General features: G+C 42.6%; 20 protein-coding genes and 7 tRNA genes. 16 read left to right on the top strand and 11 right to left on the bottom strand.

Going from position 1 to position 22,674, the window contains the following annotated elements; translation table 11 throughout:
• Positions 1-2: 2 nt before the first annotated feature.
• The 7 genes from C9J40_RS07425 to C9J40_RS07395 all read left to right on the top strand — a co-directional run bounded on the left by C9J40_RS07425 (position 3) and on the right by C9J40_RS07395 (position 797).
• Positions 3-78 (top strand) — tRNA-Asn (locus C9J40_RS07425).
• Positions 79-128: 50 nt separating this feature from the next.
• A tRNA-Thr gene (locus C9J40_RS07420) sits at positions 129-204 on the top strand.
• Between the two features lie 55 nt (positions 205-259).
• Positions 260-335 (top strand) — tRNA-Phe (locus C9J40_RS07415).
• 43 nt (positions 336-378) lie between these two features.
• Positions 379-454, top strand: a tRNA-Asn gene (locus C9J40_RS07410).
• An 11-nt stretch (positions 455-465) separates the two neighbouring features.
• Positions 466-541: transfer RNA gene (locus C9J40_RS07405), tRNA-Thr, on the top strand.
• Positions 542-598: 57 nt separating this feature from the next.
• Positions 599-674, top strand: a tRNA-Phe gene (locus tag C9J40_RS07400).
• A 47-nt stretch (positions 675-721) separates the two neighbouring features.
• Positions 722-797: transfer RNA gene (locus tag C9J40_RS07395), tRNA-Thr, on the top strand.
• 137 nt (positions 798-934) lie between these two features.
• On the opposite strand, the gene mrcB is transcribed toward C9J40_RS07395, so the two are convergent.
• Positions 935-3,412, bottom strand: a complete 2,478-nt coding sequence (gene mrcB / locus C9J40_RS07390) for a penicillin-binding protein 1B (RefSeq protein WP_107206588.1) — start codon at positions 3,410-3,412, stop codon at positions 935-937.
• A 115-nt stretch (positions 3,413-3,527) separates the two neighbouring features.
• Entirely contained in the window at positions 3,528-6,026 is a 2,499-nt protein-coding gene (gene hrpB / locus C9J40_RS07385) for an ATP-dependent helicase HrpB (protein WP_107246355.1), read from the bottom strand.
• Positions 6,027-6,139: 113 nt separating this feature from the next.
• Here hrpB and sfsA point away from each other — a divergent pair, with 113 nt between their 5' ends.
• From sfsA to panC, 7 genes are all read left to right on the top strand, one after another.
• The gene (gene sfsA / locus C9J40_RS07380; RefSeq protein ID WP_107206586.1) at positions 6,140-6,853 is read left to right on the top strand and encodes a DNA/RNA nuclease SfsA; all 714 of its coding nucleotides are present in this window, start codon (positions 6,140-6,142) and stop codon (positions 6,851-6,853) included.
• Between the two features lie 129 nt (positions 6,854-6,982).
• Entirely contained in the window at positions 6,983-7,432 is a 450-nt protein-coding gene (gene dksA / locus C9J40_RS07375) for an RNA polymerase-binding protein DksA (RefSeq protein ID WP_006647288.1), read from the top strand.
• Between the two features lie 311 nt (positions 7,433-7,743).
• Entirely contained in the window at positions 7,744-8,628 is an 885-nt protein-coding gene (gluQRS, locus tag C9J40_RS07370; protein WP_107246353.1) for a tRNA glutamyl-Q(34) synthetase GluQRS, read from the top strand.
• 54 nt (positions 8,629-8,682) lie between these two features.
• The gene (gene pcnB / locus C9J40_RS07365) at positions 8,683-10,116 is read left to right on the top strand and encodes a polynucleotide adenylyltransferase PcnB (protein WP_255418453.1); all 1,434 of its coding nucleotides are present in this window, start codon (positions 8,683-8,685) and stop codon (positions 10,114-10,116) included.
• Positions 10,113-10,598 carry a 2-amino-4-hydroxy-6-hydroxymethyldihydropteridine diphosphokinase gene (folK, locus tag C9J40_RS07360; protein WP_107206583.1) on the top strand — a complete coding sequence of 162 codons (486 nt, stop codon included), beginning with the start codon at positions 10,113-10,115 and terminating at the stop codon, positions 10,596-10,598. The genes pcnB and folK overlap by 4 nt, the downstream gene beginning before the upstream one ends.
• A gap of 25 nt (positions 10,599-10,623) precedes the next feature.
• Positions 10,624-11,418: a 3-methyl-2-oxobutanoate hydroxymethyltransferase gene (panB, locus tag C9J40_RS07355; RefSeq protein WP_107206582.1), complete on the top strand. Its 795-nt coding sequence runs from the start codon at positions 10,624-10,626 to the stop codon at positions 11,416-11,418.
• Between the two features lie 10 nt (positions 11,419-11,428).
• Positions 11,429-12,316 (top strand): pantoate--beta-alanine ligase, encoded by an 888-nt coding sequence (panC, locus tag C9J40_RS07350; protein WP_107206581.1) that lies wholly within the window; start codon positions 11,429-11,431, stop codon positions 12,314-12,316.
• Positions 12,317-12,385: 69 nt separating this feature from the next.
• On the opposite strand, the gene C9J40_RS07345 is transcribed toward panC, so the two are convergent.
• Both C9J40_RS07345 and C9J40_RS07340 read right to left on the bottom strand, forming a co-directional pair.
• Entirely contained in the window at positions 12,386-13,156 is a 771-nt protein-coding gene (locus C9J40_RS07345) for an ABC transporter permease (protein ID WP_107206580.1), read from the bottom strand.
• The gene (locus tag C9J40_RS07340; RefSeq protein WP_107246352.1) at positions 13,153-14,085 is read right to left on the bottom strand and encodes an ABC transporter ATP-binding protein; all 933 of its coding nucleotides are present in this window, start codon (positions 14,083-14,085) and stop codon (positions 13,153-13,155) included. Before C9J40_RS07340 ends, C9J40_RS07345 begins: the two co-directional genes overlap by 4 nt.
• Positions 14,086-14,202: 117 nt before the next feature.
• Between C9J40_RS07340 and can the strand changes: the two genes are divergently transcribed.
• Positions 14,203-14,892: a carbonate dehydratase gene (can, locus tag C9J40_RS07335; RefSeq protein ID WP_105060977.1), complete on the top strand. Its 690-nt coding sequence runs from the start codon at positions 14,203-14,205 to the stop codon at positions 14,890-14,892.
• A 50-nt stretch (positions 14,893-14,942) separates the two neighbouring features.
• On the opposite strand, the gene hpt is transcribed toward can, so the two are convergent.
• On the bottom strand, positions 14,943-15,470 hold the full coding sequence (gene hpt, locus C9J40_RS07330) for a hypoxanthine phosphoribosyltransferase (protein ID WP_107206578.1): 528 nt from the start codon (positions 15,468-15,470) through the stop codon (positions 14,943-14,945).
• A 224-nt stretch (positions 15,471-15,694) separates the two neighbouring features.
• On the opposite strand from hpt, the gene C9J40_RS07325 reads away from it, so the two are divergent.
• The gene (locus C9J40_RS07325; protein ID WP_107206577.1) at positions 15,695-16,303 is read left to right on the top strand and encodes a TetR/AcrR family transcriptional regulator; all 609 of its coding nucleotides are present in this window, start codon (positions 15,695-15,697) and stop codon (positions 16,301-16,303) included.
• A 76-nt stretch (positions 16,304-16,379) separates the two neighbouring features.
• Here C9J40_RS07325 and C9J40_RS07320 read toward each other — a convergent pair whose 3' ends face one another.
• The 6 genes from C9J40_RS07320 to C9J40_RS07295 form a co-directional block, all read right to left on the bottom strand.
• On the bottom strand, positions 16,380-17,417 hold the full coding sequence (locus C9J40_RS07320) for an ABC transporter ATP-binding protein (protein WP_107206576.1): 1,038 nt from the start codon (positions 17,415-17,417) through the stop codon (positions 16,380-16,382).
• Positions 17,417-19,045, bottom strand: a complete 1,629-nt coding sequence (locus tag C9J40_RS07315) for an iron ABC transporter permease (RefSeq protein ID WP_107246350.1) — start codon at positions 19,043-19,045, stop codon at positions 17,417-17,419. The genes C9J40_RS07320 and C9J40_RS07315 overlap by 1 nt, the downstream gene beginning before the upstream one ends.
• 165 nt (positions 19,046-19,210) lie before the next feature.
• On the bottom strand, positions 19,211-20,224 hold the full coding sequence (locus tag C9J40_RS07310; protein WP_107206574.1) for a Fe(3+) ABC transporter substrate-binding protein: 1,014 nt from the start codon (positions 20,222-20,224) through the stop codon (positions 19,211-19,213).
• A gap of 175 nt (positions 20,225-20,399) precedes the next feature.
• Positions 20,400-21,629, bottom strand: coding sequence for an ammonium transporter (locus tag C9J40_RS07305; protein ID WP_107206573.1), 1,230 nt, complete (start codon positions 21,627-21,629; stop codon positions 20,400-20,402).
• A 50-nt stretch (positions 21,630-21,679) separates the two neighbouring features.
• Positions 21,680-22,018: a P-II family nitrogen regulator gene (locus tag C9J40_RS07300; protein ID WP_008987933.1), complete on the bottom strand. Its 339-nt coding sequence runs from the start codon at positions 22,016-22,018 to the stop codon at positions 21,680-21,682.
• A 211-nt stretch (positions 22,019-22,229) separates the two neighbouring features.
• Positions 22,230-22,598, bottom strand: a complete 369-nt coding sequence (locus C9J40_RS07295) for a YacL family protein (protein WP_005371287.1) — start codon at positions 22,596-22,598, stop codon at positions 22,230-22,232.
• Positions 22,599-22,674: the final 76 nt, after the last annotated feature.

Here is a 22,674-nt window from a genome sequence, read left to right as displayed (position 1 = left end):
GTTCCTCCTTAGTTCAGTCGGTAGAACGGCGGACTGTTAATCCGTATGTCGCTGGTTCAAGTCCAGCAGGAGGAGCCACTATTTATTTCTTGGCTCAACAGAGCGGGGAAATTAAAAGAATATAGTGTGCCGACTTAGCTCAGTAGGTAGAGCAACTGACTTGTAATCAGTAGGTCACCAGTTCGACTCCGGTAGTCGGCACCATTTATTCTCTTACTCACGTAAGAAATGCAAAAATAGCAATGTAATTGCTGTGTTTGCCTCGATAGCTCAGTCGGTAGAGCAGAGGATTGAAAATCCTCGTGTCGGTGGTTCGATTCCGCCTCGAGGCACCATATTAATCTCGCTTGATACGTCAAGTCAGATAAAAGAGACAATTCCTCTTTAGTTCAGTTGGTAGAACGGCGGACTGTTAATCCGTATGTCGCTGGTTCAAGTCCAGCAAGAGGAGCCAAAATAAAGTGTGCCGACTTAGCTCAGTAGGTAGAGCAACTGACTTGTAATCAGTAGGTCACCAGTTCGACTCCGGTAGTCGGCACCATTTATTTTCTTACTCACGTAAGAATGCAAAAGTAGAGACTTAACCATCACTACTTCTGCCTCGATAGCTCAGTCGGTAGAGCAGAGGATTGAAAATCCTCGTGTCGGTGGTTCGATTCCGCCTCGAGGCACCATATTAAAAAGTAACGTTATTGACGTTATGACAAAAAGAACAAAACGTGCCGACTTAGCTCAGTAGGTAGAGCAACTGACTTGTAATCAGTAGGTCACCAGTTCGACTCCGGTAGTCGGCACCATCTTTTGAAGCCTCATCTTTGATGAGGTTTTTTTTCGTCTTGAGAAAATCTCCTCTTTCTAATCACATCCCCCCTTTGAGACAAAAAAAGCCCCGCTACATGAGCGAGGCTTTACCTATAATGATGAATACACGCGGTTAACCACCAGTGAACATATTAGTGATCCAAGCGGCAGGTTTATTGCTTGAACACTGCGCTTTTAATTGCCCATTTTTATCCCAAACCGGCAAGGAGACACTTCCGTTACAGTTTGGTATTAATGTGCCATTGGCTTGCTTATCATACTTCATGGTGGTGATCTGCTTAGGCCATGGCAGCGTTAATGGCGCTGGCTTACGACGGGTTAAGTAATCAGCATAAATTCTTAATGCACCGCTAGAGCCCGTTAAACGCACTGGCGTATTGTCATCACGTCCAACCCATACTACCGCCACTTCATGCCCATCAGCACCTGCAAACCAGCTATCACGGTTTTTATCCGTGGTCCCCGTTTTACCTGCCAATTTCGCGGCACTAAATTTACTCTGTAAGTAACGTGCGGTACCTTGACTCACGACTCGCTTCATATCATAGGTTGTTAGCCATGCTGCCTGCTCTGGCACCACTTGAGAGGCTTTAGGGTAGTTTTGATAAAGAATCCTACCTTTCTGATCAACAACCGCGCGCAATGCCGTTAAATCTGCTCTGCGACCACCACTTGTGATGGTCTGGAACATTTGTGCCACCTCATAAGGTGATAAGGTAAATGAACCTAGCAGAATTGATGGCAGTTTAGGAATTTCATCGCGATCGACACCAAGTTTGCTCATAGTATTAATCACACTTCCCAGCCCAACTTTTAAACCCAGATTAACGGTAGGCACATTCAATGAGTTCGCTAACGCATAATAAAGTGGTACTTGCCCTCTAAATTTACGATCGTAATTTCGTGGACGCCATGTAGTACCTTTGCTACCACGTAATACAATCGACTTATCATCCAAGCTGGTTGCTAGATTGAACTTATTAGGCTCGCTCAATGCCGTTAAATACACCGCAGGCTTGGCTAATGAACCTATTTGACGGCTCGCATCTAACGCACGGTTAAAGCCTGCATAACCTGGGCGACTACCACCGACAATAGCACGTACTTCTCCGCTTAGGCGATCAACAACCACCATTGCTGTTTCTACTTTAAGCCCTGCTTTTTTATTCAGCTTTGGCACCATTGCGGCAACACTTTGCTCTGCTGATTGCTGTGATAATGGGTCTAAGGTACTAAAGATACGTAGCCCTTTACCTGACTTGTAAATATCACCGACATCACGCTCTAATTCACGTTGTAGCTGCTGGAAATAAGCAGGCTGTCGACTCGCGATCTTCGGTGTCTTTTGTACCCCTAATGGGCTTGAAGCCGCAGCTTCATATTCAGCTCCAGTAAGGGTGTTATTTTTCAGCAATAAGCTAAGGACTAAATCACGACGCTCTAGCGTACGCTCTGGATGTCGCCAAGGGTTAAACTGAGAAGGCCCTTTCACCATGCCCACCAGCATGGCTAACTGTGCTGATGTGAGCTCTTCTAATGGACGACCAAAATACAATCTTGCTGCTAATGGGAAACCATGAACTTCTTTACCGCCATTTTGACCAAGATAGATCTCGTTAAGGTAAGCTTCTAATATCCGATCTTTGCTATAGCGATAATCAATAATAACCGCAATATAGGCCTCACGAACTTTACGCCATAGGCTACGTTCACGACTTAGAAATAAGTTCTTCGCGAGCTGCTGAGTTAAGGTACTGCCTCCTTGTACCGTTCGACCTGCACGTAAGTTCACGAACATGGCACGAATGATCGCCAATGGTGATACACCATCATGCTGATAGAAATCTCTATCTTCTGTTGCGAGCAATGCATCAATTAAGAGTGGTGGAAACTCATCGCGCTTCATAAAAATACGCTGCTCATTGCCTGAAAGGCCCAACATGCCTAACATTTTAGGTTCAATGTTGAAATAGCCTAACGAACGCTTGGTGATGAGATCTTTAATACTTGTTAACGTAGTGCCCGAAAACGTCAGTAACACATGCTGTTTTTTCTCAGCTCCTTCAGGAAAATCAAACGGACGTCGGATCAATTCAATGCGAGTTGATGAAGCAGAGTATTCCCCAATACGGGTTGGCGTGTGCACTTTGTGGTATTTCAATAAATCCAATTCACGGCGCACATCCATAATACTGATATGTTGATCTGGGCGAAGTGTTAATACTCGACCATAAACAACAGACGGTAAATCCCAAATTTGACCATCCATTTTATTACGTACAATCGTATCAAGGTAAATCCCTATCACCAGCATTGCGGCAACAACCACTAAGCCGATTTTAAAGCTCAGCCAACCCAGTTTACGTAACCAGGGACGATCTGTTTTAACCGATTTTTTTGTTTTTTTCTTGGCTGTTCTTTTAGCCGGCGCCTTTTTAGTTGCACTCGCAGCAGGAGTACGTTTAGTGGGCTTTTTTGCTGTAGGTTTTACTGGGGTTTTCTTTCGTGGTGTCGTCGGCTTTTTTCCACCACTGTCTTTGGGCGGTGCAACATGCTTTCTTGACTGAAAATGAAGAGGCAACTTAATCATAATGCATCAACTAAGGTCATTCCTATCTTAAAATAGGAGCAACAACCATTGCTCCTAAAAACGTGATTATGGCTAATAATGAACACTATACCTGATTATATATACAGGTCTATTGCTAGATATACTTTTTGGTTTTACGTGTAGGTACATGATTAGCAGGATCGTCCGGCCATGGGTGTTTAGGGTATCGACCTTTCATTTCCTTTTGTACTTCCTTATAAGAGCCCTGCCAAAAAGCAGCTAAGTCTTGGGTAATTTGCAGTGGCCTTTGTGCGGGAGACAATAATTCCAATACCAATGCCACTTTGCCATTAGCAATACAAGGCGACACTTTTTCACCAAACATTTCTTGTAACTTCACCGCAAGCACGGGTTGCTGTTGCTCATGATATCGGATCTTTATCGTCGTCCCTGTTGGTACTTGATAATGCGTAGGCAGTAGCAAATCGACTTGTTGCTTTTTATCCCAACCTAAATACGCTTCTAATGCGCTAACTACATCTAACTTAGCGACACCTTTCATGGTTTTGATCCCATTCATATAAGGCAGTAACCAACGATCAGCCGCTTCAAGTAAATCTGTTTCATCTAATGCAGGAAGCTCAAGTTCAGGTAACCAGCGAGCAGCACAACGTGCACGTGTCAGCAATGAAGAGGCTTTATCTGTCCACGTTAATACCGATAACCCTTTGCGTTTTATTGCATTAACCAACGCTTCACTGGTAAGCGCGGGATCAGGATCGGCAGCAATATCTCGACTAACGATGAGTTTGCCACAATAGATCCGATGCTCAGCACTTAAGCGCCCTTTTTTATCATCCCAATCCAGCCAGTCTTTCTTGGTAAATAACTGAGGGTGCATCAGTTGTAATTGGGCTAAATCAGCAGACACAGCAGAAAATACTCGACTGTCACCTTGCCGTGTTTTCACCACATCCGCCACCACCAAGGTATGTTCAGATGCTAAATTTTGATCAACATCGAGTATCACACCTTGGCCGTTTGCCAACTGATAACGTCCATCATAGTTACGTGTCATCGCAATACGATCAGGAAAACCTGCTGCTAACAATGCACCTAACCATAGGTTATTCACTATTAATGACGTGCTCTTAGGTTTGTCATCAAGGTGTTGATAAAGTTTTTGTCGGGTTTGTTTCGCCCGCTGGCAATAATGCCCCGATTTGACAAGCTTTTGACTTTCCAATAAATGTAATTGAAAACCGAGATCCGGATTGTCCATCCCTCGCGGCGGATCTTCTAATAACGCCACAAGCATGGCTGCTGTCGACAATATTGTCTCATCCTGTTGCGCTCGGTAGCGTTCAAGGGCAAAGGCTAGAATCGCGGCATGACGAGGGTCGGCACCTAAACCTTGGATCAGTTTTCCTCGCTCAGTTTGTTGACCTCGCGTATCTATGGCGCCGAGTTGTACCAATAATTCACGAGATTGTTGCAATGCGATTGCGGGAGGAATATCAAGCCATTGTAATTCAGCGGGATCGTGACAACCCCACTGCACTAATTCCATTGCCAATGAGGTTAAATCGCTACGTAAAATTTCAGGCTGCGGGGTTGCTGGTTGACGCTTTAGTTGCTCTTCACTGTACATTCGCAGACAAATACCCGCCGATAAACGTCCAGCTCGTCCTGCTCGTTGCTCTGCAGATGATTGTGCAATACGTACTTGCTGTAAGCGGCTAATACCTGATTTTGGATCCCACTGTGCGATACGCTCTAACCCGCTATCAACCACTAATCGAATACCTTCAATGGTTAAACTGGTTTCAGCAATATTCGTCGCCAACACCACTTTACGTTGCCCATTGATTGGCGTACTGATCGCTTGTTGCTGCTGTTCAATACTCAATTGACCATAGAGCGGACAAATCATAGTTTTATTGTCGACACGATCCTGTAACGCTTGCTCTAACCGTTTAATTTCGCCGACACCCGGTAAAAATACCAGCATAGATCCTGATTCAGTGTTGAGTAATTGGCATATTGCTTGTGCCATTTTTTCAATAAGATCTCTAGGTTCAGTTTGCCCAGCGTAGCGATATTCAACAGGGAAGCAGCGTCCTTGTGATTCGATATAACTTGCCTCAGGCAATAGCGCTATCAATGCTTGCTGAGATAAGGTTGCTGACATCACCAGAATCTTTAAATCATCGCGAAGCGCTTGCTGTACTTCGAGTGCTAACGCTAATGCGGTATCGGCGTGAATAGAACGCTCATGAAATTCATCGAAGATCAGTAAATCAATGCCAGTCAGCTCAGGATCCTGTTGCAGCATCCGTGTCATCACCCCCTCGGTGACAATCTCAAGCTTGGTCTTTGCACTGACTTTGGTTTCACCTCGTACACGTAAGCCGACCGTTTCCCCAACTTTCTCACCTAACTGACGAGCTAAATATCCCGCAATATTTCTTGCAGCTAATCGTCTTGGCTCTAACATTACGATACGTCCGGTAAACATATTTTGTTGTAATAATGAAAGCGGTAGAAATGTCGACTTACCTGCCCCCGGTGGCGCTTTTAAAATCAGTTGAGATGAAGATGTCAGTGCTGATAATAAATTGGGTAATACGTCTACTATTGGGAGTTGTGACAAGCTGAGTACCTTATGTCATGATCGAATTTATCGGCTAATGCCATGCCTTTAATTGCCATTGTAGCGAAAAGGTAACCTACAACGAAAAACAATAATCAGCCACTGAGAGAACTATGAAATTTGCGCAACCTTTACAAGCGGCCAAACTGATCAAACGTTATAAGCGTTTTTTAGCCGATATTGAACTTGATAATAATGACATTCGCACTATCCATTGCGCTAATACAGGTGCCATGACCGGTTGTGCCGAGCCTGGCAGTACCGTTTGGTATTCCACCTCTGATAATCCAAAACGTAAATACCCCAATAGTTGGGAGCTCACTCAAACACTGAGTAATGATTGGATTTGTGTAAACACAGCTCAAGCCAATCGATTAGTGGAAGAAGCCATTAAAAATGACGTAATTGATGAACTAACAGGTTACACATCACTGCGAGCTGAAGTTAAATATGGCACTGAAAATAGTCGCATTGATTTATTACTTGAGTCAGAAAGTCGACCACCCTGCTATATTGAAGTAAAAAGCGTCACCTTATTAGGGAAAGATAGACAAGGTTATTTTCCTGATGCCGTAACCACTCGAGGCCAAAAACACCTTAGAGAGTTAATGGAGATGGTCGATCAAGGCAACAGAGCGGTGCTTTTATTTGCAGTATTACATTCGGGAATTGATAACGTATCAGTAGCTGATCATATTGATCCAATATACGCTCAGCTATTAACGCAAGCAGTGAAGGCTGGTGTTGAGGTTCTTTGCTACAAAGCAGAGCTCAATAAAGAGCAAATCAAGCTGACTAATTGTATAGAATTTCGTCATTCAAACTGAAAAATGATGGTTTCTTCACATTGGTATAGAATTGAAGAAAGACATTAATTGCCACAGCCAACCCTTTCTGCTATAGATACCGCCCAAAATTAACCAGTGACGGTTATTAGGTACATTAGGAGATGCTATATGCCAGAGAGCAACGTTAAAAAATCACTAGGCATCCTGGCTATTGCTGGGGTTGAACCTTACCAGGAAAAAGCTGGTGAAGAGTATATGGGTGAAGCTCAACGCGATCACTTCCATAAGATTCTTTCAGCATGGCGTAATCAGCTTCGTGAAGAAGTTGATCGTACAGTAAACCATATGCAAGACGAGGCCGCTAACTTCCCAGATCCTGTCGATCGTGCAGCTCAGGAAGAAGAATTCAGCCTTGAATTACGTAACCGTGACCGTGAACGTAAACTGATCAAAAAAATCGAAAAAACGCTAAAGCGCATTGAAGAAGATGATTTCGGCTTCTGTGACTCTTGTGGTATCGAGATCGGTATTCGTCGTTTAGAAGCTCGTCCAACAGCAGAACTTTGCATTGATTGTAAGACACTTGCAGAAATCAAAGAAAAGCAAATGGCAGGCTAATTACGTCACCTGCGTTAATGCCTAATTTTAGAGGGAGCGAAAGCTCCCTCTTTCGTTTACACTAACGTGCGATTTAATTTGTGTGGCGCTATTATTAGCGCGACTTATCCATGTTGAACATTGCTTGCGCTCTAATCACGCTCAATTGAGCTTAAGATTAGCTCGCACCAAACTGAATAAGGTTCTGTATTAAGAGTCTTATTCAGTTTGGAGGGTTGCCTTGCAGCAGTATCCCCTAGCTCTGGTCAACATATTTTAACGCCGAGCCTAGTCACCTAATCAGGTCTAGGCTGCTTTATTGTTCATAATTTATGACACAGACGACACAATATATAGGACGCTTTGCGCCATCACCATCAGGGCCACTTCATTTCGGATCATTGATAGCCGCACTCGGTAGCTACTTGCAAGCCAAGTCACACCAAGGGCGCTGGATTGTCAGAATGGAAGATCTCGACCCACCACGAGAAATGCCAGGTGCTGCAGATGATATTCTTCGTACTCTTGAAGCTTATGGCTTTACGTGGGACGGTGGAATTATGTATCAAAGCCAACGTCATGATGCATACCAAAGTCAAATCGACCAATGGTTAGCCCAAGGCGATGCTTATTATTGTCAATGTAGTCGTAAAGCAATCAAAGAAGCTGGCGGTTTTTACCCAGGTACCTGTCGTAACCTCAATCAACAGCCTAAAGACAGTGCTGTTCGTTTAAAAGTGGACAAACCTATCACTCTTTTCGATGATCAATTACATGGTAAAATCGCCCTACCAACGACTGTTGCGGGAGAGGATTTTATCATTCGACGTCGAGACGGGTTATTTGCTTATAATCTTGCGGTTGTGCTTGATGATATCGAACAAGGGATCACTGAAGTTGTTCGTGGTGCTGATTTAATTGAACCTACGGGACGTCAAATCGGCTTATACCAACAACTTGGTCATGCCCCTGTAAGCTATTTACACTTACCGCTCGCTGTAACGGAAAATGGCAATAAATTGTCAAAACAAAACCATGCGCCAGCGATTGATAAAAACAATCCTCGCCCGGCTTTAGTTGCAGCGCTACAATTTTTAGGCCTTGCGCCGCCAGCAGAACTTGCTGAACTAACTGTAGAAGAAATTTTATTGTGGGGCGTTGAACATTGGCAGCTCGATAAGCTACCAAAAACCACCGCTATCACACTAGCATTCTAAAATAGTCTGCCGTGATATATTATATACGGCTGTTTGTTGAACCAGATGCACATAATGGGGTGTATTATCTTTAATCGAGTAGCCAGCTTTTGCCGTAAAGTATTGAATCGCGACAGTAGTACTCGCGTTCCAGAGGAACAAACTTTGCAAGTTTACCAACGCCAAGAGCACAGCATTTCACGTAAAGATATCAGCGAAAATGCGCTGAAAGTACTATATCGTCTAAACAAAGCCGGTTACGACGCTTACTTAGTAGGTGGCGGCGTACGTGATTTACTACTAGACAAACAACCTAAAGACTTCGATATTGCAACCAATGCAACACCAGAAGACATTAAAAAGCTATTTCGTAACTGTCGCTTAATTGGTCGTCGTTTTCGTCTTGCCCATATCCTATTTGGTCGTGACATTATTGAAGTGGCAACATTCCGCGGACACCATTCCGACGCGCCAGTACAAACGACGACACCAAAAGATAGCAAACAAAAACCGCAAATCTCGTCGCGTAGCCAAGAAGGTATGTTACTTCGTGACAACGTCTACGGCACGATCGAAGAAGATGCAGAGCGTCGTGATTTCACCATCAACGCACTGTATTACAGTGTGAAAGATTTTACGGTGACCGATTACGCCAACGGTGTTCACGATCTTAACAATCGTATTGTTCGCTTAATGGGTGATCCTGAAACCCGTTACCGTGAAGATCCTGTACGTATGCTACGCGCAGTACGTTTCGCGGTGAAACTAGACATGGAAATAGATCCTGCAACGGCAGCACCGATCAAAGATCTTGCGCCACTCATGCTAGATATTCCATCGGCACGTTTGTTCGAAGAAAGCCTCAAACTGCTGCAATCAGGGCAAGGTTTAGAAACCTACCGTATGCTACGCGAATACAACCTGTTCCAACAACTTTTCCCTATTTTGGCCGAGCACTTTACTGAAGATAACAGCAGCCAAACAGAGAAGATGATTGAGCACATCTTGGCATCTACCGATAAGCGTATTGCAGAAGATAAACGCGTAAACCCTGCCTTTATCTATGCGGCAATGCTGTGGTATCCAATGATGATCCGAGCAGAAGAAGTGTCTTTTGCTAGTGGTTTATCGTTCTACGACGCCTTTATGGTGGCTAGTAACGATATTCTTGATGATCAAGTTCGTACGATTGCGATCCCACGCCGCCATACCACGACAGTTCGCGATATTTGGCAACAGCAATTACGTTTTGCTCGTCGCAGTGGCAAGCGTGCGTTTAAAACCATGGAACATCCTAAATTCCGTGCCGCTTACGACTTCTTAGAAATGCGTGCCCTATTTGAAGGTCATGATGTTAAAGAGTTAGCGCAATGGTGGAGTGAATTCCAAAACGTGGATCGCAACCAACGCGGTAAAATGGTGCTAAACCTGAATGAAAGTGGCAGTCGTCGCCCACGTCGTCGCCGTCCGCAGCAACGCCGTAAAAAGCCACAGCCGAAATCATCATGATCCGAGCTTATATCGCAATAGGCAGTAACTTGGGCGATCCTATCGCCCAAGCTAATAGCGCCATTGATGCGTTACACGCACATCCCGATATGACGGTCATTGCTGTCTCATCCCTATATAGCAGTACACCGATGGGACCGCAGAACCAACCCGATTATATCAATGCCGTGGTAGCAATCGATACCGATTTAGCGCCGCTCGCATTACTTGATCAAACCCAAGCCATTGAACTTGAACATGGTCGAGTACGTAAAAATGAACGTTGGGGGCCAAGAACCTTGGATCTCGACATTCTGTTATACGGTGATCTCATGCACCACTGCGAACGTTTAACCGTTCCACATTACGGTATGAAAGTACGAGAATTTGTACTCTACCCGTTAGCTGAGATAAGCCCTAAGTTAACCCTACCTGACAACACCCCTTTATCCACTCTATTGGATCAGGTAGACCTAAATGGCTTAGCTATCTGGCAAAAATAAAAATCTATCAGGGCGAGGAAAAGCTATGAAGAAAATTACTATCAACGATCTCATGAAATGGAAGCAAGAAGGTCGTAAGTTCGCATCAGTCACTGCATACGATGCAAGTTTTGCTCAATTATTTGAGCAGCAGGAAATGCCAGTATTACTGGTTGGTGATTCTCTTGGCATGGTTTTACAAGGCCGTGAAGATACGCTTCCTGTTACTGTAGAAGAAATCGCTTACCACACGCGTAGTGTTCGTGCGGGTAGCCCCAATGCATTACTGATGGCTGATATGCCATTTATGAGTTATGCAACGCCAGAACAAGCTTGTGAAAATGCAGCAAAGCTAATGCGTGCTGGCGCTAATATGGTCAAACTAGAAGGCGGTGCATGGTTAGCAGATACCATTTCTATGCTAGCTGAACGTGCCGTCCCTGTTTGTGCTCACCTCGGTTTAACACCACAATCAGTCAATATTTTTGGTGGATACAAAGTACAAGGCCGTGATCTCGACAAAGCCGATGAAATGGTTAAAGACGCTATCCTATTAAAAAATGCAGGCGCACAGATCATTGTTCTTGAATGTGTACCAGCTAGCCTTGCTGAGCGCATTACCAAAGCAGTAGAGATCCCTGTGATTGGTATTGGTGCAGGTAACAGTACCGATGGTCAAATTCTAGTTATGCACGATATGTTCGGTATTTCTGCCAATTATATGCCGAAGTTCTCGAAAAACTTCCTCGCAGAAACTGGCGACATGCGTGCGGCTGTCACTAAATATATTAAAGATGTTGAGACAGGTGAATTTCCAGGCTCTCAACATACCTTTGAATAAGGAATAAAAGATGCAAACATTCGCCGAGATTGCCCCACTAAGAGAGCAAATTCGTACCTGGCGCCGTGAGGGTCGCCGTATCGCTTTTGTTCCAACAATGGGTAATTTGCATGAAGGCCACTTAACGCTAATGCGTAAAGCACGTAAACATGCCGATGTTGTTGTTGCTAGTATCTTTGTTAATCCAATGCAGTTTGATAAGGCAGAAGATCTACAAACGTACCCACGTACGTTAGAGCAAGATATTGCAAAACTAAGTCAACAAAATATGGTTGATGTGGTATTCACACCAACGCCAGAGGTTATGTACCCTGCCGGCTTAGACAATCAAACATTTGTTGAAGTGCCAGTCCTATCTAGCATCTTAGAAGGCGAATTACGTCCTGGTCATTTTCGTGGTGTAGCAACCATAGTTAATAAACTTTTTAATATTGTTCAGCCAGATGTAGCCTGCTTTGGTGAAAAAGACTTCCAACAATTGGCGCTTATTCGTCAAATGGTTATCGACCTTGAGCTTGATATCAAAATTGTTGGTGTACCTACAGTACGTGAAATGGACGGTTTAGCCATGAGCTCGCGCAATGGCAAACTAACCGTTGATGAACGTCAACGAGCGCCAGTACTTGCCCGTACTATGCGTTGGGTCAGTAGCCAAATGCGTGGTGGTCGCACTGACTATGACGAGCTTGTAATCGATGCCAATGATCAATTACGTGCGGCAGGTTTACAGCCTGATAAATGTTTCATTCGTGATGCAGTCACCTTACTGCCTGTCACCGAAGGAACTCAGCAAGCAGTGATCTTGATGTCATCTCAATTAGGTAAAGTCCGCCTGATTGATAACCAAGTTGTTGACTTGGGACCGACTCAAACATCAGATGAAGATGTCGCTGAATAAACGTTAGTAATAACGATTAATAAAAAAATACCGCTCATTAAGCGGTATTTTTTTATCTCAAATATCACGTTATGAACGTAATCCAATACCGCGTGATATTAGATAGTATGCCACGCTATACAACGCAATAACAAAAACACTCAATACAGCAAACGATGTACCAATTCCCACATCAGAGACGCCAAGAAAGCCGTAACGGAAGGCATTCACCATATAAACGATTGGGTTGATCTTCGATACACCTTGCCAAAATTCAGGCAGTAGATTGATCGAGTAAAACACCCCACCAAGATAGGTCAACGGCGTTAGCACGAACGTTGGAATAATACTGATATCATCAAACGTGCGGGCAAATACCGCATTAATTAAACCGCCTAATGAAAACACGATCGATGTCATTACCACGGTGGCTACAATCACACCAATATGTGCAATATGAAGCTTTACAAACAACAATGACACAATCGTAACTAATGTCCCTACGGCTAAACCACGTAGGACACCACCACCGACATAACCGGCAATAATGATGTAGTTAGGAACTGGCGCAACCAATAACTCTTCAATGTTGTGCTGAAATTTAGCACTAAAAAAAGATGACGCTACATTAGAATAAGAATTAGTGATCACTGACATCATGATCAAACCAGGAACGATATAGGCCATATAACTAAACCCTTCCATATCACCTATTCGGCTACCAATTAAGTTACCAAAAATAATGAAATACAAGGTCATGGTAATGGCAGGTGGGACTAACGTTTGCACCCAAATACGTGTAAATCGATGGATTTCTTTGGCAATTAAGCTTTTAAAAGCGATCCAATATTGTTTCTTCACACCTCAACCCCTTTATTATTCTGTGCTTGGTGTACCAAAGTGACAAACAATTCCTCTAAACGGTTACTCTTATTGCGCATCGATTTAACCTCAATCCCTTGCTCTGTTAATTGACTAAATACAGGATTTAAACTTTCGCCTTTTTTCAGTTCAATTTCCAACGTCGCACTATCAACCAATAGGCTATTGAAGCCAATCAGGTTTGGTGGCGTCTGTTGCGGGTTGATATCTAAAATAAACGTTTCTAATTCAAGCTTTCCCAATAAGTGTTTCATTGAGGTATGCTCAATCAATTCACCATGATTAATAATACCGATATTACGACACAGCATTTCGGCTTCTTCCAAGTAGTGAGTGGTAAGAATAATCGTCACCCCTTCTTGGTTTATTTTACGTAAAAACGTCCACATAGATCGGCGTAATTCAATATCGACACCCGCGGTTGGCTCATCTAAAATCAGCAACTTAGGTTCATGCATTAATGCACGAGCGATCATTAATCGACGCTTCATCCCACCGGATAAATTACGCGCACGCTCACTGCGCTTACCCCATAAATCAAGCTGTGATAAATATTTCTTAGCACGCTCTTTAGCAAGCGATCGCTCTACACCGTAATAACCTGCTTGGTTAATCACGATTTGCTCAACCGTTTCAAAAGGATTGAAATTAAATTCTTGTGGCACTAACCCTAGCTGGTTTTTCGCATCGACTTTTTCAGAGTCTAAATCATAACCAAAGATTTTTACCGAGCCCGAGGTCTTATTCACCAGTGAGCTAATGATGCCAATAGTGGTCGATTTTCCCGCACCATTAGGCCCTAATAACGCAAAAAAATCCCCTTCATCAACGGTTAAGCTCATATTCTTTAAAGCTTCCACACCGCCTTTGTAAGTTTTTCTTACATTTTTTATTTCTAAAGCGTTCATAAATTGCAATCTTTCTGTTACAAAATTAAAAGGAATTATTAATTATCTATCACTAATCCGATTTGCTATTAGCGAAGCTTGTGTATAGTAAGGAACATATCAATATAAGGTATCATCATGGCAGATATTAAGCAGCTCTTCGCAAACAACCTATCTTGGTCAGAGAACATTAAAAATGAAGATCCTGACTACTTTACCGAACTGGCAAAAGGACAACATCCACAATACCTTTGGATCGGTTGTTCAGACAGTCGTGTTCCCGCAGAACGTTTAACGGGACTTGTCTCTGGTGAATTATTCGTCCACCGAAATGTAGCCAACCAAGTGATCCACACCGATCTTAACTGTTTATCCGTGGTTCAGTATGCTGTTGATGTACTGAAGGTAAAACATATTATTATCTGTGGTCACTATGGCTGTGGTGGCGTTACCGCTGCCATTGAAAACCCACAGCTAGGTTTAATCAATAACTGGCTACTGCATATTCGCGACCTTTACTTAAAGCACCGTACTGATTTAGGTGCCCTTCCTCGCCAAGAGTGGGATGATAAATTATCTGAAATTAACGTAGCCTCGCAAGTCTATAACTTGGGTAACTCAACCATTTTGCAGCAAGCATGGGAACGCGGACAAGAAGTGAAGATTCATGGTTGGATCTATAGTACAAGCAATGGCGTACTTAAAGATCTTGGTGTTACCTCAACCAGTCGTGAAACGCTTGAAGTCGGCTACCAATCGGCAATGTCTTCACTGCTGCCACCGTTAGAACAGTCTATCAATGATCATATTACTGAAAAAACTAACTAAGCTTTAGAATCGATCATGATAAAAAAAGCGACCATCAGGTCGCTTTTTTTTTATTCCGGAACCACTTTACCAATGAAAGGTAAATGACGGTATTTTTGTGCGTAGTCGATACCGACACCCACAACGAATTCATCAGGAATAACAAAACCGTGCCAATCAACTTTCACGTCCACTTCACGACGCTCTGGCTTATCAAGTAAGGTACAGATACGAATCGAGTTAGGTTCACGCAGCGATAAGATCTCGTACACTTTATGTAATGTATTACCGGTATCGATAATATCTTCTACCAGCAGTACATCTTTGCCTTTGATGTCATCATCAAGATCTTTCAAAATCCGCACATCACGACTACTTTCCATCGTATTACCGTAGCTTGATGCAGTCATAAAATCGACTTCATGAGGCAAGTCAATCGCACGTGCAAGATCTGCCATGAACACAAAAGAACCACGCAATAAACCTACCATCACTAGATCTTTTGAATCTTTGTAACACTCAGTAATTTGCTTGCCTAGCTCTTTAACACGTTCTTGAACTTCCTGCTCAGAAATCATTACTTCAATTGTATGTTTCATTTTCTTCTCCACTTGTGCGACTGCACTAGCCATCACAGGCTACTTATTTCAAAGGAATCGCATTGTACCACTCCTTTGAAATAATGGTTATTTAATCAATAGTGTCAATAATCCGAAACACTTTAGATTAGTTATATTTGCCGAACAGTTGTTTATTATGTAACCTAGCTTTATTAAAGCAGATGCATAAACAGTTTTTATTCTTAGGCTAGGGATTATTAATTATGGATACGATTACAAAAAAAACCCGTACTCGTCTTTCACCTGAAAAGAGAAGACAACAACTTCTTGATTACTCATTAGAAGTTTTTGCCAGAAGAGGTATCGGTCGTGCAGGGCATGCTGATATCGCTGAAATGGCAAACGTTTCCGTTGCAACTGTGTTTAATTACTTTCCAACCCGTGAGTCACTGGTTGAACAAGTACTCATTGAAGTTGAAAACGAGTTTAGTGCATTACTAGAAGAATGTTTGGGTGATAAAAACAAGACACTGCATGCACGTTTAACCTGTATAAGTCACAATCTTATCGATACAGTTTTAGAGCAACAAGATTGGATTAAAGTATGGTTTGAATGGAGTACTTCGGTACGTGATGAAGTATGGCCACAATTTGTTGAAACCAACCGTAATAACCTTCATAAAGTACGTGATGCGTTTGCCCAAGCTATCGATAATGGTGAAATTACTACCGCACAAAAAGCCGATGATTTAGCGAAATTATTACACGGTATTTGTTACGTAATTTATATCCAAGCTAATTTACTGCCAGATCAAACTGCACTCCAAGAACAAGCTGAAATCTACCTTGAAGCATTAGCTTTAAATCGCTAATTCAAGTGCATAAATAATAAAGCCTGCATCATGCAGGCTTTATTATTATTGAGCTCAACTATCTCTTTGCAAACAGCTACGCAACCGCAAACACCACTGGTAAATGGGGCTCAACTTCAACTGCAACACGATCGCCAACATTCATCAATAAATTTGAATTAACAATCAATTTATAACCTGAAAAATCAACCGTGTAACGACAGCTATCTCCCATGAATTGTTGTTCGATAATTTCACCATCACCATCGTTTTGTAGCATGACACGCAAGTTTTGTGGCCTTAATAGCCAATCAACAGACGTCTCATCAAGTAACGTTTCATTAGACGCTAACGCTAACTCACCTAATGGTGTCAGCAAACGCGTTTGATTTTTTACCGTCGCTGGAAGGTAAGACCCGGTACCGAGGAAATCAGCAACAAATCGACTACTTGGCTGATAATACAACTCTGTAGCACTACCAAATTGTTCAATCACACCATGATTCATTACTGCCATTTTATCAGCAAAAGCGAAAGCTTCTTCACGGCTATGGGTAACAAAGATCGCTGTCACTCCCTGCGCTTTAAAGATTTTTCGAATATCACGAATCAAACTATGTCGTACTTGTGTATCTATGTTAGAAAATGGCTCATCTAACAAAATCAAATCAGGCTCACACGCCAGTGCCCGAGCAATCGCGACACGTTGCTGTTGTCCTCCTGATAATTGGTGTGGATAACGATCCTCTAACCCTGTTAAATGCACCAAGGTTAACATTTCTTGGATCTTGGCGTCTGTACGGGCTTTATCCCAATGGCGTAGACCAAAGGCAATATTTTGCGCCACGGTTAAATGCGGGAACAAGGCATAGTCTTGGAAAATCATCCCAATATTACGTTTTTCTGGTGGTACCCATTGCTGCTTATCAACAATTGTCCGCCCATTAATCGACATTAAGCCTTGTTCTAAAGGCAGCAATCCTGCAATCGCTTTTAACAGCGTTGTCTTACCACAGCCACTTGCGCCTAGCAGACAAACGATCTCACCTGAGTTAACCGCTAACGATAAGTCTTGCAACACAGCCTGACCATGGTAACTACAGGTTAAGCCGCTGACAGATAATGCATGTTTCATTAGTTCTTTTGCTCCAAAGATCGGTTAACCAATACCAAGGGAATTAAACCCACAACCACCAGCAAAATAGCCGGTAATGCAGCTAGCTCTAGCTGTTCATCTGACGCAAAATTAAATACGTAAGTCGCTAAGGTTTCAAAATTAAATGGCCGCAGCAACAAAGCTGCATTGAGCTCTTTCATCGACTCAATAAACACCAGTAACCCCGCAATTAAACAACCCCGACGTATTAACGGCAAATGGACTTTTCTCAACATCGCCGTTGAGGCATAACCCATGGTTTTCGACGCCATATCTAATGATGGCGATACTTTAGTTAAACTTGTTTCAATGCTACCAATCGCAACGGCAGCAAAACGGACCACAAAGGCAAAAATAATCGCGAATATCGTGCCTGAGAAAATTAACCCCGGACGACCTAGCCCTAGGCTCATCGCAATATCATTAACCAGATGATCAGCACTGGTTAGTGGGATCATCACCCCTATCGCCAACACAGTACCCGGTACTGCGTAGCCTAATGACGATAAACGGATTGGTATTTGGCTAAGACCGTTACCATCAAGGCGTCGATAAAAGTTAACCAAAAGCCCTAACATTACCGCTATAACAGCAGCAGTAATCGAGACAAATAAGCTATTTAAGCTGTACTGTTTAAATTCAGGTGTCCAACTTTGGCTAAAATACTCAACAGCGTAATAACCCAGTTGTAGCAGAGGAAAAATAAAAGCACAGCCAACAAGCCCCCAACACCATACGAGTGCTAGCCACTTTTTCCATCCTCTTAAGTTGTACTTAACATCCCCATCGTTATCGCATTGATGTTGAAACATCTTTTGCTTACGACGACTGAAACGCTCACAACTGATCAAAAAGAAAATAACAAGCAACATGATGGCTGAGATTTTCGCGGCAGCATAAAGATTAGAATAACCTAGCCACGTATCATAAACCGCTGTCGTTAGTGTATTAACGGCAAAGTAACTAACCGTACCAAAATCTCCTAATGCTTCCATCGCCACAAGCGACACACCAACAGCAATAGCCGGACGTGCTAACGGCAGTGAAATGCGGCGGAAACTTTCCCAGGGTGTGCAACGAAGCAAACGTGCTGATTGCAATAAGCTGACGCTCTGCTCCATAAAAGCAGCACGAACAAGAAGATAAATATAAGGATACAGTACTAATGCTAAAACAAAACATGCCCCGCCTAATGAGCGAAGGTCAGGAAACCAGTAGTCACTAACATGCTGCCAGCCGAACATACTACGTAAAAAAATCTGAATTGGGCCCGCGTAGTCAAACCAATTAGTATAGAGGTAACCAACAATATAGCCGGGCATAGCTAAAGGTAAAACAAGTGCCCATTGAAGTGTTTTTTCAGTTGGTAAGCGGCACATTGCCATTAACCAAGCAGTAGGAAGACCGAAGCACAGAGATAACAGTACCGTGCCAAAAACTAAAGCAACAGTATTAAAGGCATAGGTAGGCATCACCGTATTCATTAGGTGACCAAACACCTCATCTGAATTACCCATTGCAGTAAAAAATATTGCCAGAATGGGAAAAACCAGTAGCAGAGCAAAGGTCCAACTACCGGCTTTCCAGAACAAAAACTTTTCTTTCATTGACTACTACTTAGTATTTTCCAATATCTCAACCATAAGAAAAACGGCAAGATTAAGTATCGACATTCCCTAGTGATGGGAAGAGGAAACTACCACAACTTATTGTGAAATTTACCAAGCATGATGCAAAAATGGGGCTTAGCACCCCATTTATTTTGTAACTAATTACAGATCAAACTTCACTTCATCCAGCAGTTTTGTTGCTGCATTGTGGTACTGTGCAATCTTGTCTAGTGATACATCGTCAGCTTTAAAATCACCCCAAGATGCCACAAGCTCTGAGCGCTTCACACCCTCTTTAACTGGGTATTCATAGTTCACTTCAGCGTACATTTCTTGTGCTTTATCAGACGTTAAGAATTCCATTAACTTAAGTGCGTTAGCTTGGTTTGGCGCGTATTTCGCCATTGCCATTCCACTTACGTTAACGTGCGTACCATTACCTTCTTGGCCTGGGAAATTAATATAAACCGCTTCAGCCCATGGTTTTTGGTTTTCATCGTTAACCATCTTACCTAGGTAGTAGCTGTTACCAATCGCTAAATCACATAGGCCTTCTTTAACCGCTTTAACTTGTCCACGGTCGTTACCTTGAGGTTTACGAGCAAGGTTTGCTTTCACACCTTCTAACCATGTTTTCGTTTCTGCTTCGCCGTAATGTGCAATCATCGATGAAACGAGTGAAACATTGTATGGGTGCTTACCTGAACGTGTACAAATTTTACCTTTCCACTCAGGCTTTGCTAAATCAGCATAATCAAAAGACGCTGGTAGCTTACCTACACGATCTTTTGATGAATATACGTTTCGCGTACGCAATGTTAGAGCAAACCACTCATCTTCGTTATCACGAAACTGTGCAGGAACATTACCATCAATCAGCTTGCTATCCACTGGCTGAACTAATTTCTTATCAGATAGCTCTACCAAACGGCTAATATCGGTTGTTAGGACAACATCAGCAGGGCTGTATTCACCTTCTTGCTCAAGCTTTTCAGCAAGACCTTTTTTAGCAAACTTCACATTAACTTTAATACCAGTTTCTTTTGTGAATTCGTTAAACATAGGCTCAACTAAGAAAGGTTGGCGGTATGAATAAACATTAACCTCTTCAGCCGCAGTGGCAACTTGAGGAGCGGCTAAACCCATAAGGATTGCTGAAGCTAAAAGCTTTTTCATTGATTATTCCCTTAAATGCAAAATGTAATGATAACGTTTCTCAATAAGATTCATTATACGTAAAACACTTACCTTCGCAATCCAGTAGTTACAATTTATTACAATCAAAAATAAAACTCGCCACCCATTTCTAGGTGGCGAGTTTTTATCTACAAATTAATCAATTGCTTACATTTTATTTCACGCTAACAAATTCTGGGTAAGCATCAACACCACAATCATGTGAATCCATACCTTCCAGTTCTTCCTCTTCTGTTACGCGAATACCAACCGTGACTTTTAGTACACCCCATACCGCTAAACTTGCTGCAAACACCCAACCGAAGATAACCGCAGCACCAAATAACTGAGTCATAAAGCTTGCATCAGCATTACTAAATGGCACGACCATTAGACCAAATAAACCACATACACCGTGTACTGAAATCGCGCCTACTGGATCATCAATCTTCACTTTATCAAGCGCAATGATACTAAACACAACTAATGCACCAGCAACCACGCCAATAATTAACGCAGCAACAGGTGATGGCGATAATGGATCTGCCGTGATAGCTACAAGACCGGCTAACGCGCCGTTTAACACCATAGTTAAATCAGCTTTACCCCATGTTGTTTTACATACTGCTAGTGCTGCAATGGCACCAGCGGCAGCTGCGGCATTCGTATTTAGGAAAATTTGACCAACAGCCGTTGCGTTTTCAAAGTCAGATACCATTAACTGTGAACCGCCGTTGAAACCAAACCAACCGAACCACAGAATAAATGTACCTAATGTCGCAAGTGGCATGTTTGAACCCGGAATTGGGTAAATCTCGCCATTTTTACCATACTTACCTTTACGTGCTCCCAGTAACAATACACCCGCTAGTGCTGCTGCAGCTCCTGCCATATGTACAATACCTGAACCTGCAAAGTCGCTAAAGCCTGCTTCTGATAGGAAACCACCACCCCATGTCCAGTAACCTTCTACAGGATAGATAACCGCTGTTAGCACTACAGAAAAGATTAAGAATGACCATAGCTTCATACGTTCAGCTACCGCACCAGAAACAACAGACATCGCAGTCGCAACGAAGACAACTTGGAAAAAGAAGTCAGATTCTAAAGAGTGATCAGCGCCTTCAGCTTGCGTACCAATTAATGCTCCAAACGAGGGTAACCAACCACCCGCACTATTATCGACATACATAATGTTGTAACCAACCAGTAGATACATGGTACAAGCGATAGCGTATAAACAAATATTTTTAGTTAAAATTTCAGTGGTGTTTTTCGAACGTACAAGGCCTGCTTCTAACATCGCAAAACCTGCCGCCATCCACATCACTAATGCGCCAGAGAGCAAAAAGAAAAATGTGTCTAACGCATAACGTAATTCTATTACTGTTGTTGATAATTCCATGGTCGTCTTCCCCTAATAACCCAATTCATCAATTCTTTTATTGTTGTGAACTACAGTGCTTCTGTGTCCACTTCACCGGTACGAATACGTACCGCGTGCTCAAGATCGTAAACAAAAATTTTGCCGTCACCGATTTTCCCGGTTTGTGCGGCATTGCTGATAGCTTCAACAATGGCATCTAAATTCTGAGCTTGCGTTGCAATTTCAATTTTCACCTTAGGTAAAAAATCAACCTGATATTCAGCACCACGGTAAAGCTCTGTATGCCCTTTCTGTCGGCCAAATCCTTTGACTTCCGAGACGGTCATACCTTCTACACCGACATCGGCTAATGCTTCACGTACGTCGTCTAATTTAAATGGCTTAATAATGGCGTTAATTATCTTCATTGCTTGCTCCTCAAATACCCAATCCTTGATGTTTACAGTTATTTAACAAACAAGCATTGTGCCAACTTTTATTTACATTAAAATTCAATAGCTTAAGATATTTAAAGAAAATTAACGAAAAAAGGCTGCACCATCACAGTGCAGCCTCCTCACTAACATGAAGCATAAAAACGCCTCAAATCAATTCTATTTTTAAAGCTCGATAAGAAAATTAAAAACGCGCAATAAAAGTACGCCAACCTTCTAACACTTGCTCAAGATCTTCAAAACCACAAACAGAAAGACTTTCTTCATCATAGAAATGAAAATCCTCTTCAAAGTCTTCCTCTTCTTCTGAAAACAAACAGTTAGCTTGAACCAAGGCTTCATTATCTTGCAATAATAGGGTTAATTCCTCCCCCACTAAACGCCATTCTTGGCTACTGTTTTTCATTGCACTAAGTTGATCCATGATGAGATCGAGCTTCTCGGTATCCTTACCTATTTCTTCAATGATCCAACGACCCAATACTTCATGACCCATAGAGAAAATAGCGTGATAAGTACCGTCCAAGGTATTTTTTTTAAATTCGTAGTCCATACCTTTCGTTCCTCATAGATGATCTTCTTGCTTTAATAAGCTGATAAAATACAGCCTATATGCTGCCGCCCATTGT

Source organism: Photobacterium sp. GB-72 (assembly GCF_003026095.1).
Taxonomy (GTDB): Bacteria; Pseudomonadota; Gammaproteobacteria; order Enterobacterales; family Vibrionaceae; genus Photobacterium.
The sequence above is the reverse complement of the archived record's forward strand: the minus strand, read 5'-3'. Positions and strand labels throughout refer to the sequence as shown.